Below are 15596 nucleotides of genomic sequence, written 5' to 3'. Positions count from 1 at the left end.
TCCGCCGTCCATGCTCACGGCCACGCGGCACCCGCGCCTCACCCGCCGAGGGTGCTCCCGCTGCCCGGGCGCCGCGACGCGCGCGGTGCCACCATCGGCCTATGGCTGCTGACGGGTGGCGCTCGCGCCACGTCGACGTGGAGGGGCACGACGTGTTCGTGCGCGTCGGGCCGGATGTGCCGGGCGCCGTCCCGATCGTGCACGTGCACGGGTTCGCGGTCTCCGGCACGTACCTGCTCCCGACCGCGGAGCGCCTGGCCCACCGGGCGACCGCCGTCGTGCCCGACCTGCCCGGCTACGGGCGCAGCGAGCGGTGGGGGCACACCCTCGGGATCCCGTCGCTCGCGTGGGCGCTGCTCTCGCTGCTCGACGCGCTCGAGCTCGAACGGGTGATCCTCGTGGGCAACTCCATGGGCGGCCCCATCAGCCTCGAGGTCGCGCACGCCGCACCGGAGCGCGTCGCAGGCATCGTCCTCGCCTCGCCCGCCGGCGGCGTGCACAACCAGCCGTTCGCCCGCGCCCTCACCCAGCTCGCGCGCGACGCCGGCCGGGAGAGCCCGCGCATGGCCCGGATCGCCGTGCCCGACTACGCGCGCTTCGGCGCCGTCAACGCGCTCCACCTGTTCGCCGAGCTCGTCCGGTTCCCGTCGCTCGAGCGCGTGATCCGCGTCCCCGTGCCGACCCTCGCGGTCGTCGGCACACGGGACCCCCTCATGCCGCCGCCCCGGCGCGTGCGTGAGGTCGGCACGCTCGCGCCCCCGCACGTGACGATCGTCGCGATCGACGGCGCCGCCCACGCCATGAACTTCAGCCACCCCGGCGAGCTCGCCCACGTCATCGAGTGCTGGCTCGACGGGCGCGAGATCACCGACGACCCCGACCAGCCGGGCGTCTCCCGCGTCCTCCAGATCGCGCAGGGCTCCGGCCCCGTGGTCTGAGACCAGCGCGGGTGTCGGCGCCCGGGGCTAGCCTGCGGACGTGGCCATCACCTGGGCGCAGGCGCTCGCCTGGCGCGCGAGGCGGCACCTGCTCGACCCGGTCGGGGACGAACCGGCCGAGGGGGTCGTCGGGCGGCTGGGCGCCGTCCCCGCGGCCTCCGACGACGTGGCCGAGCTCGCGGTCCGCGTGCGGCAGCGCGCGTCCGAGGTGGGCGACGTCGGGCGGGCGCTCAAGGATGGGCGCCTCGTGCGCACGTACGCGTTCCGCGGGGCGACGCACCTCGTCACGCCCGAGGACGGCGGTGCGTACCTGGCGCTGCGCCGGGCGGGACGCATGTGGGAGCGCGCGAGCTGGCGGGAGTACTACCGGCTCGAGCCCGAGGACTGGCCCGACCTGCGCGCCGTCGTGCGCGACGCGCTCGCCGACGGCCCGCTCACACGGTCCGCGCTGGGTGACACCGTCGCGGCGCACGCGCGGTTCGCGCACCTGCGGCCGTCGTTCGGCGACGGGACGGACACGCTGCTCAAGCCGCTCACGTGGTTCGGCGACATGAGCTTCGCCCCCGCACGCGACGGGCGCACGACGTTCCAGCGCCTCGACACCAACCCGCGGTGGGTCGACTGGCCCGACCTCGACGCCGCGGGCCGGCACGCGATCCTCGCGTACGTCGGCACGTACGGCCCCGCGACGCCCGAGCACGTGCACTACTGGCTCGGGCAGGGACTGGGCGCCGGCCGTGCCCGGCTGAACCGGTGGCTGGCGGAGCTGCGCGACGACGTGCTCGTCGAGGTCGACGTCGAGGGCGACCGCGCCCTCATGCTTCGCGAGCACGTCGACGAGCTCGCGGGTACGCGCGCGTCGGAGGCGGTGCGGTTCCTTCCCGCGCTCGACCAGTGGGTGCTCGGCCCCGGCACCGCGGACCCGAACGTCGTGCCACCGGCGCACCGCGGCGTGGTGAGCCGCGGGGCGGCCGTCGTCACCGTGGGCGGGGTCGTCGCGGGGACGTGGGCGCTCGCGGGCGAGGAGGTGCGCGTCACGTGGTTCGACAGCGTTCGCGCGCCCGACGACGCGCTCGCCGGGGCGGTCGCACGGCTGGGTAGTGTGCTCGGGCGGGACCTGCGGCCCGTGACGGACGGGTGAACGGGCGCGGCGGAGGGAGCGGCACGTGGCGACGACCGGCGGGGTCGAGCTGAGCACGGACGACCTGCGGGAGGTCGCCGGGTACGCGGCCCGGTGTGCGGAGCAGGCGCTGGAGATCGTCGAGGCGGTGCGGCCGGACGACGCCCGGCCCCGCGAGGCGATCGAGGCGGCGTGGGCCTTCGCCCGGGGCGGCGCGCGGGGCAAGGCCTTGCGGGACACCGCGTGGGCGGCGCTCCGGGCGGCGAAGGAGGCGGAGCAGCCGGCCGCCGCCGAGGCCGCGCGGGCCGCGATGGCGGCGGCGGGCGCCGCGTACCTGCACCCGATCGCCGACGCCCACCAGGTGAAGCACATCCTCGGTTCGGCGGCCCACGCGGCGCACGCCGCCCAGCTCGCCGCGGGCGGGGACGAGTCTGCCGCCACAGGACTCCTCGACGCCGCGCGTGCGCTCTCGTCGCCTGAGGTCGTCGACGTGCTGCGCCGGTACCCGCCCGCGCCCGGCGGGGGCGGGCGCGTGGGCGAGCTTGTCCGCCGCCTCGACACCGAGCTGCGGGAGGCGGCGTCCCAGGAAGGGTGGCAGCGATGAGTTTGCGAGGCACGGTCGGTCGGCGCAGGTGACCCGTCGGGCGGTGTGCGCCGTCCGGCGTCCGACACCGCGGAGGACACCATGACGACCACGCCCAGCAGCCCGGCCGCCACCCTGCCGGGACGACCCCCCGTCGTCGACCTCGCCACCTGGCAGGCCGCCCGGGACGAGCTCCTCGTGCGCGAGAAGGCGCATACCCACGAGGGCGACGCCATCGCGGCGGCGCGACGCCGACTGCCCATGGTGGAGATCGACGGCACTGTGGAGGTCGTCGGGCCCGACGGGCCGGTCCCGTTCGTCGACCTGTTCGAGGGGCGCGACGAGCTCGTGGTCTACCAGCACATGTGGCACGACGGCGCCCCGCACCAGGGGCAGTGCGAGGGGTGTACCTGGACGGCGTGGGGCCTGCGGGACGCCGTCTACCTCAACGCGCGCGGTGTCTCGTTCGCGATCCTCACCGTCGGGCGGTGGGAGGAGGTTGCGCCCTACGTCGACTTCATGGGCTACACCCAGCCGTGGTATTCGGTGCGTGGGCTCGACGAGCCGGTCGGCGGCGAGATGGGCTACGTGAGCTGCTTCCTGCGCGACGGCGACCGCGTGTTCCTCACGTACCGCACGACGGGCCGCGGCAACGAGCCGACCAGCCCGCACTTCGCCCTGCTCGACATGACCCCCTACGGCCGCCGGGAGGCGTGGGAGGACACTCCCGACGACTGGCCCGAGGGCAAGGGCGTGTGCTGGTACTGGCGTGCGGACGCCGACGGCGTCGACGGCTGGGGGCCTACGACCCGCCCCGTGCCGCAGCGGACCCGTCCCGGTGCGACGCCGTAGGAGACGCTGGGCCGGGGCGGTCACCACCACTGAGGTGCGCAGGGCGCACAGCGGTGCCGGATCACCGCGCGTCGACGCCGAGTAGGCCGAGGATCCCGTCATGCTGCCGAACGCCGCGTACGACTGGGTGCACCACGACGCCTTACTTACAGTTTCGTCGAAACTGTAAGTATGAAGTGGTCTGGACGGTCACTTGAGGGTCGCGCACCGGGTGTGGCGAGGCCCACGCTTTTCGGGCACCGCTGATGTCGATGTCGCGCACCAGATAGATGCATCATGTATCTATGCCTCGAACGACCAGCGGTTCTGCCACCGAGCAGGCGTATCGGCACGTGAAGTCCCTCGTCCTCGGCGGGAGCCTGCCCGGCGGGTCCATGACGAGCGAGGGGGAGATCGCGGAGCAGCTCGGCGTGAGCCGCACGCCCGTGCGCGAGGCGTTCCTGCGCCTGGAGGCCGAGGGTCTGCTGCGCCTCTACCCGAAACGAGGCGCGCTCGTCGTGCCCGCCGCGCCGGGGGAGGCGGACGACGTCCTCGACGCGCGCCTGCTCGTCGAGACGCACGCGGCGCAGAGCGTCGTGCGCCTGCCCGACACCGAGCTCGCCACGCTCGTCGCTCTCTTGCGCGACCTCGTCACCGCGCAGGAGGCGGCGGTGGCGGACGGCGACGTCGCTGAGTACGCGACGCTGGACGCGCGATTCCACCAGGAGATCGTCGCGGCCGGCGGCAACGCGCTCCTCACGACGTTCTCCGTGAGCCTGCGCGAGCGCCAGCAGCGCATGGTCGCGCACAGCGTCCGGTGGGACCCGCGGCGGGCCGCGACGTTCGTCGCGGGCCACCGCGCCCTCGTCGACGCGCTCGAGGTACGCGACACCCGCACCTACAAGCGCCGCATCCAGCGCCACCTCGAGGACGCGAGGGCGGGCCTGTGAGCGCGGTGACCCCTGCGTCGACCTCGGTGACCGAGAGTGAGGCCGCCGCGTCTGCTCGCGGGGCGAGGGGCGCCGTCGGGCCGCGGGCGTGGCTCGCCGTCGCGGCGGTGATGTTCGCCGTCGCGTGGGGCGGCAACGAGTTCACGCCGCTGCTCGTCCTCTATCGCGAGGTCGGGCACTTCTCGGCGGTGACGGTCGACGCGCTGCTCGCCGCGTACGTGCTGGGCATCATCCCCGCGCTCCTGCTCGGCGGCCCGCTGTCCGACCGGTACGGGCGCCGGCCCCTGCTGCTGCCCGCGGCACCGGTCGCGCTCGTCGGGTCGCTCGTGCTCGCCGCGGGCGACTCGTCCGCGGCGCTGCTCGCGACGGGCCGCGTGCTGTGCGGCGTCGCGCTCGGGCTCGTCATGGCCGTCGGGACCACGTGGGTCAAGGAGCTCAGCGACGCGGCCTCCCGCACGTCCGGGGTGCCCGACGGCGGCTCCGGCGCCCGGCGCGCCGGCCTCGCCCTCACGCTGGGGTTCCTCGTCGGGGCGGGAGTCGCGGCGGTGCTCGCGCAGTGGGCGCCCTGGCCCACGCACACCGCCTACCTGCTGCACGCCGTGCTCGCCGTCGCCGCCGGGGCGTGGGTGCTCGGCGTGCCGGAGACGCGCATGGCGCCCGACGGCGCGGCGCGCGGCCGGCTGCGGGACGACCTGCGCGTACCGGCCGTCGCGCACCGGCGGTTCCTGCGCGTCGTCGTGCCCGTGGCGCCCTGGGTGTTCGGGTGCGCGGGCAGCGCCTACGCCGTGCTGCCCGGGCTCGTGTCGGCGAGCGCGGGGAGCGCGCCCATCGCGTTCTCCGGCCTCATGACCGTGCTCGGCCTCGGCTGCGGCGTCGGGATCCAGGTGCTCGGCCGACTCATCGACACCCGCCACAGCGCGCGGGCGTCCGTCGTCGCGATGTCCATCGTCGTCGTCGGCATGGGATTCGGCGCCTACGCCGCGGCCCGGCTCGACCTCCCGACCGCGCTCGTCGCCGCTGCCGTCCTCGGCGCCGGGTACGGGCTCGCGCTCGTCGCCGGGCTCAGCGAGGTCCAGCGCATCGCGACGCCCGACGACCTCGCCGGCCTCACGGCGGTCTACTACTCGATCACCTACGTCGGGTTCTGCGTGCCCGTGGCGCTCGCGGCGCTGTCCGTGCGGTGGACGTACACGCAGATGTTCCTCGGCGGACTGGTCATCGCCGCCGTGTGCCTCGCCATCGTCGCCAGCGCGTGGCGCGCCCACCTGCCGACGGGGGAGCGGGACGACACCTCGGGTGCTGCCGACGAGACCGACCGCACAGCCCCGACCGGGGCAAACGGTGCGCTGGCGGCGTCGCGGATGGGGTAGAGTATCCGAGGCTTCACGGGGCCGAGACGCGCGATGTTACGTCGAGTGTTACGCCTGGTGATCCAGCCACGGGCTGTGGCGCAGCTTGGTAGCGCACCTGACTGGGGGTCAGGGGGTCGCAGGTTCAAATCCTGTCAGCCCGACCATCGGACAGGCCAGAGGACGAGTGTTTCTCTGGCCTGTTTCGTGTTCCTGGGCGACGATGCCCGGCCGGCGCGCGCCGTCGGCGCGGTGGGTGAAGTTCTCAATCGCCTCCGTGGTCCTCAACCGCGGTATTCCGCCGTCACGGTTCTCATCGGGACGTTCGACCCTCATCCGTCCCCTTCGCCCTCCACTACTGTGAGCGCGCACATCGAGGAGGCGCGTACCGGAACGTGCCGGTCGCCGTAGGCACGAGAAGGACGCGACGTGGCGAAGAAGTCAACAGGTGGCGGTGGGTTCGGCGCGATCGTCGCCATCCTCATCGCGGTTGCGGTGGCGTACTACGCGATCGCGTGGCCTTACCAGCTCGGAGCGTGGATCGCGGTGGAGATGGGTGCCGGGCTGCCGTCGTCGCAGCGTTCCGTCCTGGCGTGGATCTTCGAGATCCTCTATCTCGGCGCCCTCGCGGCGGTCGTCGCACGGTGGGCGTGGGTGCGTCACCGCACCCCGGACGCGTTGCCACCCTTCGACCACGACGCGACCGCGCGGGTGCTCTCGATGATGGACGGGCGTCGGCCGGAGTTCGCCGACTCGCGGGTACCGGGGTCGGAGAAGGTCCGCGGCGAGCTTGCCGGTGTGCGGCTCGTCGAGCCACGGGGGCGCGTCGGCGCGAAGAGCCCCATGGTCGTGAGCACGGGGACGCTCCTCCTCACGGACAAGGCCGCGCGGTTCGCCGGGTCGGACGGACGCACCTGCGTGTGGAAGTGGTCCGCGGTGAGCCGCATCGATTCCGGCGGCGGAGTCGTGACCCTTCCGGTGTCGACACGCATGAAGGACTGCGGCGTGTCCTTCCCCGCGGGGACGGCCGCGGCCGGTCATGCGGCGTTGGTATGGTCCACGCGCAAGGCGCAGGGGGCCGGCCCGGACGAGCTGGGCCAGATCGCGCAGAACCTGCGCACCACTGCGGGTGTGGCCCAAGCCCGCGAACAGGCACAACCCACGGGGCCGAAGCCGCTGCCGCGGCGGGTGCTCGGCACGGCGGTGGCGGCGGTCGCGGCCACGGCACTGGTCTCGACCGGTGCGGTCGCGGTCGGGATCGGTGCGGCACCGCCCGCACCCGCCGGCCTCGTCGCCGAGAACGACGAGCGTGACCTGCCCGAGGACACGAGCGACGGCGCGGACGCGGGCCTGGTGGACACCGACGAGGCATCGGTCCCGGCCTGGGATGCTGCGACCGCGGAGCCCGTTGAAGCGGCCGAGCTCGACACTGCGATCATCGCTGCGGGGCCGAGCACCGCCCTGGCGGCGCTCGGCACGCTCGAGGTCAAGGGCCGCGCCCCCAAGACGGGGTACGACAGGGACGTTTTCGGGCCGGCGTGGGCGGACGTGGACCGCAACGGGTGCGACACCCGCAACGACATCCTGGCCCGCGACCTGGCCGGCGAGACGTTCAAGCCGGGCACTCACGACTGCGTGGTCCTGACCGGTGCCCTCGACGACCCGTACACCGCGACCACGATCGCCTTCCAGCGCGGCAACGCGACGTCCAGCGCGGTCCAGATCGACCATGTCGTCGCCCTGTCGGACGCCTGGCAGAAGGGCGCTCAACAGCTCGACCCCGACACCCGCCGGGCGTTCGCGAACGACCCGCTGAACCTGCTTGCGGTGGACGGGCCGACGAACCAGGCCAAGGGCGACGGAGATGCGGCGACCTGGCTGCCGCCGAACAAAGCGTTCCGGTGCGAGTACGTCGCCCGTCAGGTTGCGGTGAAGGCCGCCTACAAGCTGTGGGTCACCCAGGCGGAGCACGACGCCATCGCCCGCCTCCTCACCTCGTGTCCCGACCGGCTGTTGCCCGCCGCAGACGGTGCCGTCGGTTCGTACGTGCAGGTGGAGGTGGTGGCTGAACCCCCGGCGTCGGAGCCGGTGCCCGAACCCGTGGTGGTCCCCGACCCGGTGCCCGCCCCTGTCGTCGTGCCCGACCCGGCGCCGGCGCCGCCGCCCGCGCCAGCGCCGCAACCCGAACCAGAACCGGCACCCGCCTTCTACCAGAACTGTGACGACGTGCGCGCCGCCGGAGCCGCCCCGATCCGCCCTGGTGATCCGGGGTTCCAGTCGAAGTTCGACCGCGACAACGACGGGGTCGGATGCGAGTGAGGCGGTGACCGACCCCAGGGTCGTCGGAACAGCGGCGTCGGGTGCTGTACGCCCGACGTCGGCCCGACGATCCACGAGCAGCGTTCGACGACGGAGACGGGGAACCTGATGACGGGTACGACCGCAGGATGGTACGACGACGGAACGGGCCGTATGAGGTGGTGGGACGGTCAGACTTGGACGGAGCAACTGCAGCCGCCACCGCACCAAGGTCTGACCGGGACGATCGACCGGGCTCGGGCAGAGGCGACGTCCGGTGGTCGGCCGCGCCCTGCGCCGCCCGGGATGAGCTACGTCGTCCTTCAGGTCATCCTCAAGGAGAAGCTGTGGGGGACCGGCTCGGGAAACCTGACGGAGCTCGAGAGGGCGATCAACGCCCAGGCCGCGCTCGGCTACCGGCTCCACACGATCACCACAGCCGCTTCGGGAAGCAAGGGCATGGGTGGGGGCGACAGGATCCAAGCCACGATGGTCTTCGAGCGACTTACCTAGGTGGGTTCGTCCTGCGCGGCGAGGGGCTCGCGTCGTGCGGAGTGAGCATCTCGTCGCTGCGCGTTCGGCGCGCTCCGGGGTCGGCACCGATACGTCAAGGGATCCGTGCCGCGTCGAGTCACGAGGAGGAGCCTGCGGACGCGACGTGCACCGAGCCGACGAGCAGCCCGACGCTGCGTGGTCGGCACGCGACGTCTCGGCTCCGGGCCACAGCGCGGACGACGCAGCTCGGCTCCGCGTCCGCGCGTACCGACGGACGCATCTACGCTCAGGGCATGCCCACCGTCCTTCTCGTCCGTCATGGCCGCACCACCGCGAATGCCGGTGGCATCCTCGCCGGACGAGCGGACGGGGTCGCGCTGGACGCCGTCGGGAATGACCAGGCGGCCCGGGCTGCCGAGCGCCTCGCGGCCGTACCGCTATCGCGCGTCGTGACCAGCCCGCTCGAGCGGTGCCGGCAGACGGCGCGGGCGCTGCTCGACCGCCAGACGGCCACGCCGGAGTCCGTCACCGAGCAGGGCATCACCGAGTGCGACTACGGGCGGTGGCAGGGCCGCGCCCTGAAGGACCTGGCCACGGAGCCGCTGTGGTCCGTCGTGCAGACGCAGCCGTCAGCGGCCGTGTTCCCGGGCGGGGAGTCGCTCGCAGCCATGCAAGCGCGGGGCGTCGAGGCCGTCCGACGGCACGACGCCGAGGTCGCCGCGCGCCACGGGGCCGACGCGGTGTGGGCGGCGGTGTCGCACGGGGACGTCATCAAGTCCGTGCTCGCCGACGCGCTCGGCACGCACCTGGACCTGTTCCAGCGCCTCGTCGTCGGACCGGCGTCGATCTCGATCGTCCGGTACGGCCCGCACCGGCCGGAGGTGGTGGCCGTCAACACCGACGCGGGCGACCTGTCGTGGCTCCGCGCGGCTGCGCCGGTCGGCGACGCGCCGGTCGGGGGCGGCGCCGGCCCGGCACAGCCCGACGACGCGAGCGGGACGCAGCCGTCCTGACGCCAGACCCGCGGCCACGCGGCGGGGCGCGCACGGGCGCTCGTAGAGTGGGGTCATGCCCACTCTCGTCCACGAGCACGACTGGCCCGACCGCGTCGTCGTGGGAACCGTCGGCATGCCCGGCTCCCGCACCTTCTACCTCCAGGCCCGGACGGGCACCCGCACGACGAGCGTCGCCCTGGAGAAGGAGCAGTCCGCCGTCCTCGCCGACACCGTCCAGCGCCTGCTCGACGAGCTGATGGAGGCGCCCGACAACCGGTACAGCGTCCCCGTCGACGTGGCGGCCGAGCTCGTCGACGACGACCCGCTGGACCTGCCCGTGGAGGAGGAGTTCCGCACGGGGTCGATGCGGCTGAGCTGGGACCCCCGGACGGCGCAGGTCGTCGTCGAGGCGTTCCCGCTCGTGGACGACGACGAGCTCGACCCCGACGCGGAAGAGCCCGAGCCCGCCGAGTCGCTCCTCGTCCGCATGCCCGTCGGGACGGCGCGCGCCTTCGCCCAGCGCACGCGTGCCGTCGTGCAGGCCGGGCGACCGGCGTGCCCGCGCTGCGGCCGGCCGGTCGACCCGGACGGGCACGAGTGCGCGCTGCCCGACGAGGCGTGACGTCCCCGCAGGACGGCGTCGACACGACGCCGTTCGACGCGACGCCGCCCGACACGACGCTGCTCGACACCGCGCCGCTCGAGGTCGTCGGACGCATCCGCGCGGCGTCGAACGCGACGTTCCTCGCCCGGATCGGCGAGGTCTCGGTCGTGTACAAGCCGGTGGCGGGGGAGAAGCCGCTGTGGGACTTCCCGAACGGCACCCTCGCGGCCCGGGAGGTGGCCGCCTACCTCGTCTCGGAGTCGCTCGGCTGGGGGGTCGTGCCGCGCACGTGGCTGCGCGACGGGCCGCTGGGCCCGGGCATGGTCCAGCTCTGGCAGGAGGTCGACGCGACGCAGTCGCCGGTCGACGTCGTCCCGACGGGCGACGTCCCGCAGGACGGCGTGCGGACGGTGCTGGAGGGCGTCGACGAGGAGGACCGCCCGGTGAGCGTCGTCCACGAGGACACGCCGTCGCTGCGGCGGATGGCCGTGTTCGACGCGGTCGTGAACAACGCCGACCGCAAGGGCGGGCACGTGCTGCCGCTGCCCGACGGGCGGCGCCTCGGCGTCGACCACGGCGTCACCTTCCACGTCGAGCCCAAGCTGCGGACGGTGCTCTGGGGCTGGCTCGGGGAGAGCCTCGACGACGACGAGCTCGCGGGCGTCGAGCGCGTGCGCGCGAGCCTCGGCGCGGGCGGCGGCGCCGCGCCCGACGGTGCTCTCGGCCGCCGGCTCGCCGAGCTCCTCGCGCCCGAGGAGGTGACCGCGCTCGCCGAGCGCTGCGACCGGCTGCTCGGGGCGGCACGGTTCCCGGCGCCGTCGGGCGGCATGCCCGCCGTCCCGTGGCCGCTCTTCTGACCTCCCGGCCGCACGCGCCCGACGCCCCCGCGGCTCAGCGGCCGTGCGGGTCCGACGCGTTGAGCACGCGCACGACCTCGTCGTAGTCGCCGCGGGCCTCGCCGTACCGGAGGAACTTCACGCGCTCCACGAGGATCTCGTGCGCGTCGGGCTGCGTGCGCAGCAGGTCGACGACCTCGGTGACGAAATCGTCGAGCGGCATGGCGAACGCGCTCTCGCGCTGGCCGGGCATGAGGTCGGTCGCCACCGACGGCGGGACGAGCTCGACGACGTCGACGCTCGTGTCCGCGAGCTGGAGCCGCAGCGCCTCGCTGAGCATGTGGATCGCGGCCTTGGACGCGTCGTACGTCGGGGTGACCGCGAGCGGGGCGAACGCCAGCCCGGACGACACGGTGACGATCGTCGCGCTCGGCCGGGTCTGCAGGTGCTCGACGAACGCGCCGACGAGGCGGATCGGCCCGAGCACGTTCGTCGTGACGATCTCCTCGGCGGTGTCGAGGAACCCCTCGGGGTGGTGCCAGTCCTCGGCGCGCATGATGCCCGCCATGGCGACGAGCGTGTCGAGGTCGGGGTGGCGCTCGAGCACCTCCTTCGCGGCGGAGGCGATGCTCTCCGGGTCGGTCGTGTCGACGCGCACGGTGTCGATGCCGGGGTGCTCGGCCGCGATCTGCTCCAGCAGCGCGGTGCGGCGCCCGCCGACGACGACGGTGCTGCCCTGCTCGTGGAGCGCGACGGCGAGCGCCAGGCCGATGCCGCTCGTCGCGCCGGGGATGAAGACGGTGCTGTTCGTGAGGTCCATGCCTCGATCCTGGGCGCGCCGCGACGCGCGCGGCAGAGTCCCGTGAACGGGGGACCGGCGATCCCTGGCACGCACGCCGCGCGCCCCGGACGATGGGACGCATGGACCGCGCCGCGCTCGCCGACTTCCTCCGCCGCCACCGGGAGGCGCTGCAGCCGGGCGACGTCGGCCTCCCGCCCGGGCTGCGCCGTCGGGCACCGGGGCTGCGCCGCGAGGAGGTGGCGCAGCTCGCGCTCATGTCGACGGACTACTACACGCGCCTGGAGCAGCAGCGCGGCCCTCAGCCGAGCACGCAGATGCTCGCGTCGATCGCCCGGGCGCTGCGCCTGTCCGACGACGAGCGCGACTACCTCTTCCGGGTCGCCGGGCACGGCGTCCCCGACCGGGCGACCGACCCCGGCCACGTGGCGCCCGCGCTGCAGCGCGTGCTCGACCGCCTGGGCGACACCCCGGCGCTGATCCTGAACCCGCTGGGCGAGACGCTCGCGCAGAACGACCTCGCCCGCGCGCTCTACGGCGACGCGACGGCGTACTCGGGCTGGGACCGCAGCGAGATCTACCGATGGTTCGCCCACCCCGAGGCGGCGCGCGCGATCTACCCCGCGGACGACCGCGACCGGCAGGGCCGTGCGCTCGTCGCGGGGCTGCGCTCCGCCGTCGCCGTGCTCGGCCATGACTCGCGCGCCGGGCGGCTGGCCCGCGAGCTGCGGCGCACGAGCCCGGAGTTCGACGCGCTGTGGGACCGGCAGGAGGTCGCGCGCCGGTTCGTCGACCACAAGGTGCTGGTGCACCCGGTGGTGGGGGAGATCGAGGTGGACTGCCAGGCGCTGCTCACCGAGGACCAGCAGCAGGTCCTGCTCGTGCTCACCGCGGCGCCGGGGACCAAGGCCGCGGAGCGGATCCGCCTGCTCGGCGTGCTGGGCACGCAGGACCTCGCGGTGGACGCGCCCGCCTGACGGACGCGCCCCCCGGACGGCTCGATGCACGACCACGACGAACATGCCCGACGCCGGTGCCGCGCCGCCGCTAGCCTGGCGTGGTGCCCCCGCCCTCCACGCTCCCGAACCGGGTGGACGCCGCCGTCGAGGGCCTGACGCCGGGCTACTTCGCCCTGGTGATGGCGACGGGGATCGTCTCGATCGGGGTGCGGACGAACGGCCTGATCACGGTGTCGACGGTGTTGCTGGGGGTCGCGACGGCCGCGTACGTCGTCCTCGTCGCGCTCACGGCGGTCCGGGCGGTGCGGCACCGCGCGGCGATGGCCGCCGACTTCGCGGACCCGGGCCGGGCGTTCGGGTTCTTCACGTTCGTGGCCGCGACGTGCGTGCTGGGCAGCCGGCTGAGCCTGGAGGACGGGTTCCTCGTCGTCGCCGTCGTGCTCCTGCTGGTCGCCGCCGTCGCCTGGGTCGTCCTCGGGTACACCGTGCCGTGGACCGCGGTGCTGGGGGAGCGGGGCCGCACGCAGCCCATCACGACGGCGAACGGCACGTGGTTCATCTGGGCGGTCGCGAGCCAGTCGGTCGCCGTGCTCGCGGCGACGCTCGAGCCGATGATCGACGCGTGGCGCCCGGCCCTCGCGCTCCTGGCCGTGTTCTCGTGGTCGGTCGGGGCGTTCCTCTACGGGGCGGTCGGGGTGTTCGTGGGCGTGCGCATGCTCACGGTCCCGGTCCGCCCGCAGGACCTCACGCCGCCGTACTGGGTCGCGATGGGCGCGACCGCGATCACGGTCGTCGCGGGCGCCCGGATCGTGCTCATGGCGGACGCGCCCATGGTCGACGCGACCCGCGGCCTCATCGCCGGGACGGCGGTGTTCTTCTGGGCGTTCGGCACCTGGCTCATCCCGCCGCTCGTCATCGCCGGGTGGTGGCGGCACGTGCGGCACCGCGTCCCGTTCCGCTACGAGGCGACGCTCTGGAGCATCGTGTTCCCGCTCGGCATGTACGGCGTGGGCTCGCAGTTCCTCGGCGAGGTCGACGAGCTGCCCATCGTCCACGCGATCGGGTACGGCGCGAGCTGGGTGGCGCTCGCGGTCTGGACGGCGACGTTCGCCTGGATGCTCGTCCACCTCTGGCGGACCGTGCTGCGCGGCCCGCGGGTCGCTACCGCTGGCGGAGACCGTCGAGCCGTGCCGCCACGGTCGCGCAGGCCGTGACGAGCTCGGGCGGCCCGGCGGCGAGGACGTCCGCGTCGAACGCGGCGACGCGCGCGGCGAGCCCGACCCACGACCACGAGCCCAGGCCGACCCGGCACCGGTCCGGGGCGAGCTCCTCGACCGTGCCGTCCTCGACGAACGGCGCGACGGCGGACGCGGGCGCCGCGAGCTCGACCCACCCTGTGCACGGCCATCCCGGGGCGGGTGCCGGGCTGGCGCCCGCGAACCGGGTCGCGACGAACGCGCCGGCGTCCCCGCCCGGCACCTCGCGGGGCGTGAAGCGCGGCCCGGTGGGGACGCGTGGCGCCGTCCGGTCGAGGCGGAACGTGCGCCAGTCGTCGCGGTCGAGGTCCCACGCGAGGAGGTACCAGCGCCCGTCGCGCACGACGACGTGGTGCGGCTCCACGCGGCGCGGCGCTGCGGGCGCGGCCCGGCCGTCGCGCTCGCCCGCCGGTCCCGGCGCCGCGTAGTCGAGCCGCAGCACCTCGCGTCGGCGCACCGCGGTGCTCACCGCGAGCAGCACGTCGAGGTCGACGGCGGGCGCGGAGCGACCGGGTCCGGCGGGCACCGGCGCGACGTCGACGGCGTCGACCCGGTGGCGCAGCCGCGGGGGCAGCACCTGGCGCACGGTCGCGAGCGCCCGCACCGCCGCCTCCCCGATCGCGTCCCCGGGCCCGCTCGTCGCGACGGTCCGTAGCGCCACCGCCAGCGCGACGACCTGGGCGTCGTCGAACAGCAGGGGCGGGAGCTCCGCGCCCGCGTCGAGCCGGTACCCGCCGTCGCGCCCGCGCGTCGCGACGACGCGGTAGCCGAGGTCGCGCAGGCGCTCGACGTCGCGGCGCACGGTCCGGGGGTCGACGCCGAGCCGGTGCGCGAGCTCGGGGCCGGTCCGGTCCGGGTGCGCCTGGAGGAGCGAGAGCAGGAGGAGGGTCCGGCGCGACGTCTCGGTCATGCCCCCATGCTCGCGCACCATGCGGACGCTATCCGTCCGCATTGGACGGGAGAGTCGTCGTCATGAGCCCGGGCGGCGAGCCCGGGAGCTCGGGTACCGCGACCGCGGCCCCGACGATCGACCCGAAGGAGACGCCATGTCCGTCCAGACGACCCCGCACCTCAACTTCCGCGGCGACGCCCGCGCCGCGCTCGAGCACTACCGCGCGGTGTTCGGCGGCGACCTCGTCCTCACCACCTACGGCGACCTGGGCCAGGCGCCGGACCCGGCCGAGGCCGACCTCGTCGTCTGGGGCCAGGTCAGCGCGCCGAGCGGCTTCCGCGTCATGGCGTACGACGTCCCGGCGGGACGTCCCTGGAGCCCGGGCGAGGCGCCGTTCTTCGTCTCCGTGCGCGGCGACGACGTCGAGGAGGTCCGCGGCTACTGGGACACGCTCGTCGACGGTGCGACCGTCGTCGCACCTCTGGCGTCGTCCGACTGGGCGCCGCTGTACGGGATGCTCACGGACCGGTTCGGCGTGACCTGGGTGCTCGACGTCGCGGCGAGCCGCTGACCCGGGGCCGGGGCGCCCCTCGCCCTCGCGGGGGCGCTCCGGCCGCAGCCGTGGCGTGCCGCGCGCCGCGCGCGGTTCACCCGCTCGGTCCCCGCACGAGGAGGCACGCGCCCGCCTCCC

At 74.6% G+C, this 15596-nt stretch carries 17 protein-coding genes, 1 tRNA gene and 1 pseudogene; 16 read left to right on the top strand and 3 right to left on the bottom strand.

Annotated features, from left to right (window positions below):
- Positions 1 to 101: 101 nt before the first annotated feature.
- From ACZ402_RS11050 to ACZ402_RS11020, 7 genes are all read left to right on the top strand, one after another.
- Positions 102 to 938: an alpha/beta fold hydrolase gene (locus ACZ402_RS11050; protein ID WP_375823718.1), complete on the top strand. Its 837-nt coding sequence runs from the start codon at positions 102 to 104 to the stop codon at positions 936 to 938.
- A 40-nt stretch (positions 939 to 978) separates the two neighbouring features.
- Entirely contained in the window at positions 979 to 2079 is a 1101-nt protein-coding gene (locus ACZ402_RS11045) for a DNA glycosylase AlkZ-like family protein (protein WP_375823717.1), read from the top strand.
- A gap of 25 nt (positions 2080 to 2104) precedes the next feature.
- Positions 2105 to 2662, top strand: coding sequence for a putative immunity protein (locus ACZ402_RS11040; RefSeq protein WP_375823716.1), 558 nt, complete (start codon positions 2105 to 2107; stop codon positions 2660 to 2662).
- A gap of 81 nt (positions 2663 to 2743) precedes the next feature.
- The gene (locus ACZ402_RS11035) at positions 2744 to 3493 is read left to right on the top strand and encodes a DUF899 family protein (RefSeq protein WP_375823715.1); all 750 of its coding nucleotides are present in this window, start codon (positions 2744 to 2746) and stop codon (positions 3491 to 3493) included.
- 284 nt (positions 3494 to 3777) lie between these two features.
- On the top strand, positions 3778 to 4422 hold the full coding sequence (locus ACZ402_RS11030) for a GntR family transcriptional regulator (protein WP_375823714.1): 645 nt from the start codon (positions 3778 to 3780) through the stop codon (positions 4420 to 4422).
- Positions 4423 to 4448: 26 nt separating this feature from the next.
- Positions 4449 to 5792 carry an MFS transporter gene (locus ACZ402_RS11025; RefSeq protein ID WP_465272276.1) on the top strand — a complete coding sequence of 448 codons (1344 nt, stop codon included), beginning with the start codon at positions 4449 to 4451 and terminating at the stop codon, positions 5790 to 5792.
- Positions 5793 to 5861: 69 nt separating this feature from the next.
- Positions 5862 to 5938: transfer RNA gene (locus ACZ402_RS11020), tRNA-Pro, on the top strand.
- Positions 5939 to 6430: 492 nt separating this feature from the next.
- On the opposite strand, the gene ACZ402_RS11015 is transcribed toward ACZ402_RS11020, so the two are convergent.
- Complete coding sequence (locus ACZ402_RS11015; protein ID WP_375823712.1) at positions 6431 to 6628, bottom strand: hypothetical protein; 198 nt, start codon at positions 6626 to 6628, stop codon at positions 6431 to 6433.
- Between ACZ402_RS11015 and ACZ402_RS11010 the strand changes: the two genes are divergently transcribed.
- From ACZ402_RS11010 to ACZ402_RS10985, 6 genes and pseudogenes are all read left to right on the top strand, one after another.
- Entirely contained in the window at positions 6621 to 8090 is a 1470-nt protein-coding gene (locus ACZ402_RS11010) for a GmrSD restriction endonuclease domain-containing protein (RefSeq protein ID WP_375823711.1), read from the top strand. The two genes, ACZ402_RS11015 and ACZ402_RS11010, sit on opposite strands and share 8 nt — an antisense overlap.
- Before the next feature lie 108 nt (positions 8091 to 8198).
- Positions 8199 to 8288 (top strand): annotated as a pseudogene (locus ACZ402_RS11005) (DUF2510 domain-containing protein); the annotation flags it as partial.
- Positions 8289 to 8375: 87 nt separating this feature from the next.
- Positions 8376 to 8582, top strand: a complete 207-nt coding sequence (locus tag ACZ402_RS11000) for a DUF4177 domain-containing protein (protein ID WP_375823813.1) — start codon at positions 8376 to 8378, stop codon at positions 8580 to 8582.
- A gap of 275 nt (positions 8583 to 8857) precedes the next feature.
- Positions 8858 to 9577: an MSMEG_4193 family putative phosphomutase gene (locus ACZ402_RS10995; protein WP_375823710.1), complete on the top strand. Its 720-nt coding sequence runs from the start codon at positions 8858 to 8860 to the stop codon at positions 9575 to 9577.
- 55 nt (positions 9578 to 9632) lie between these two features.
- On the top strand, positions 9633 to 10181 hold the full coding sequence (locus tag ACZ402_RS10990) for a DUF3090 domain-containing protein (RefSeq protein ID WP_375823709.1): 549 nt from the start codon (positions 9633 to 9635) through the stop codon (positions 10179 to 10181).
- Positions 10182 to 10240: 59 nt separating this feature from the next.
- Positions 10241 to 11020, top strand: a complete 780-nt coding sequence (locus tag ACZ402_RS10985) for an SCO1664 family protein (RefSeq protein WP_375823812.1) — start codon at positions 10241 to 10243, stop codon at positions 11018 to 11020.
- Between the two features lie 34 nt (positions 11021 to 11054).
- Here the strand turns inward: ACZ402_RS10985 and ACZ402_RS10980 are convergent, their stop codons facing one another.
- Complete coding sequence (locus ACZ402_RS10980) at positions 11055 to 11819, bottom strand: SDR family oxidoreductase (protein ID WP_375823708.1); 765 nt, start codon at positions 11817 to 11819, stop codon at positions 11055 to 11057.
- Positions 11820 to 11920: 101 nt separating this feature from the next.
- Between ACZ402_RS10980 and ACZ402_RS10975 the strand changes: the two genes are divergently transcribed.
- Positions 11921 to 12775 (top strand): helix-turn-helix transcriptional regulator, encoded by an 855-nt coding sequence (locus ACZ402_RS10975; protein ID WP_375823707.1) that lies wholly within the window; start codon positions 11921 to 11923, stop codon positions 12773 to 12775.
- A gap of 83 nt (positions 12776 to 12858) precedes the next feature.
- Positions 12859 to 13971, top strand: a complete 1113-nt coding sequence (locus ACZ402_RS10970) for a tellurite resistance/C4-dicarboxylate transporter family protein (RefSeq protein ID WP_375823706.1) — start codon at positions 12859 to 12861, stop codon at positions 13969 to 13971.
- Here the strand turns inward: ACZ402_RS10970 and ACZ402_RS10965 are convergent.
- A complete protein-coding gene (locus ACZ402_RS10965) occupies positions 13919 to 14923 on the bottom strand; it encodes a helix-turn-helix transcriptional regulator (protein ID WP_375823705.1) in 1005 nt (334 codons plus the stop codon). The two genes, ACZ402_RS10970 and ACZ402_RS10965, sit on opposite strands and share 53 nt — an antisense overlap.
- 136 nt (positions 14924 to 15059) lie before the next feature.
- Between ACZ402_RS10965 and ACZ402_RS10960 the strand changes: the two genes are divergently transcribed.
- A complete protein-coding gene (locus ACZ402_RS10960) occupies positions 15060 to 15476 on the top strand; it encodes a VOC family protein (protein ID WP_375823704.1) in 417 nt (138 codons plus the stop codon).
- Positions 15477 to 15596 lie beyond the last annotated feature (120 nt).

This window comes from Cellulosimicrobium sp. NPDC030954, assembly GCF_055571305.1.
This window is presented reverse-complemented; position numbering and strand designations above follow the sequence as displayed.

Bases quoted from the DNA above. Each gene is read 5' to 3' on its own strand.
- ACZ402_RS10995 (WP_375823710.1), top strand. From the start codon at position 8,858: ATGCCCACCGTCCTTCTCGTCCGTCATGGCCGCACCACCGCGAATGCC.
- ACZ402_RS10965 (WP_375823705.1), bottom strand. From the start codon at position 14,923: ATGACCGAGACGTCGCGCCGGACCCTCCTCCTGCTCTCGCTCCTCCAG.
- ACZ402_RS10975 (WP_375823707.1), top strand. From the start codon at position 11,921: ATGGACCGCGCCGCGCTCGCCGACTTCCTCCGCCGCCACCGGGAGGCG.
- ACZ402_RS11035 (WP_375823715.1), top strand. From the start codon at position 2,744: ATGACGACCACGCCCAGCAGCCCGGCCGCCACCCTGCCGGGACGACCC.
- ACZ402_RS11000 (WP_375823813.1), top strand. From the start codon at position 8,376: ATGAGCTACGTCGTCCTTCAGGTCATCCTCAAGGAGAAGCTGTGGGGG.
- ACZ402_RS10990 (WP_375823709.1), top strand. From the start codon at position 9,633: ATGCCCACTCTCGTCCACGAGCACGACTGGCCCGACCGCGTCGTCGTG.
- ACZ402_RS11030 (WP_375823714.1), top strand. From the start codon at position 3,778: ATGCCTCGAACGACCAGCGGTTCTGCCACCGAGCAGGCGTATCGGCAC.
- ACZ402_RS11050 (WP_375823718.1), top strand. From the start codon at position 102: ATGGCTGCTGACGGGTGGCGCTCGCGCCACGTCGACGTGGAGGGGCAC.
- ACZ402_RS10980 (WP_375823708.1), bottom strand. From the start codon at position 11,819: ATGGACCTCACGAACAGCACCGTCTTCATCCCCGGCGCGACGAGCGGC.
- ACZ402_RS10960 (WP_375823704.1), top strand. From the start codon at position 15,060: ATGTCCGTCCAGACGACCCCGCACCTCAACTTCCGCGGCGACGCCCGC.